This window comes from Vibrio ichthyoenteri ATCC 700023, from assembly GCF_000222605.1.
GTDB lineage: Bacteria > Pseudomonadota > Gammaproteobacteria > Enterobacterales > Vibrionaceae > Vibrio > Vibrio ichthyoenteri.
The window spans coordinates 1-623 of sequence record NZ_AFWF01000237.1; the positions used below are offsets into that span (position 1 = coordinate 1).

The 623-nt window shown below is 52.8% G+C and carries 1 pseudogene; it reads left to right on the top strand.

Annotated features, from left to right (window positions below):
* Positions 1-623 (top strand): annotated as a pseudogene (locus RH85_RS16760) (conjugative transfer ATPase); the annotation flags it as partial.

The following is a 623-nucleotide window of genomic DNA, read 5'->3' on the forward strand; positions in this document are numbered from 1 at the left end:
GCTCAACGGGCACAGGCAGTGATGCACTGCATTACTTTAATCGCGGAGGGGAACTCTTTGGCTTCGACCCTCTGAATGATTTTCTCTCTAATGCCCACTTAAACCTTTTTGGTCCCTCTGGATCTGGAAAGTCCGCCACCTTAGTGGGGATTTGCCTTCGCTTGCTCGCCACCCATCGTCCGCGACTGTTTGTGATTGAAGCGGGGAACAGTTTTGGCTTATTAGGCGCTTATTGCGAGCGCATGGGGCTCAAAGTCAATCGCGTGCAACTCAGCGGGAGCTCAAAAGGCATTTTAGCGCCATTTGCAGATGCAAAACATCTGGTTGGCCAAGAAGTCGCGCACGTCTGCAGCGATGAGTCGCTCGATATCGAGCATTTAAACGACAACGACAGTGAAGACGACGAGCAACGTGACATCTTGGGTGAACTCGAAATCATGGCTCGTTTGATGATAACCGGGGGTGAGGAGAACGAACTGGCGGATTATCGCCGCGCCGACTCTGCGATGGTGCGTGATGCCATTAAAGCCGCCGCCGAGCTTGCCCATGAGCGTTACACGGTCAGACCGACACACATCAAAGAGCAGTTGATTACCTTTAGCCAAGATGCGCAACGTCCTGAC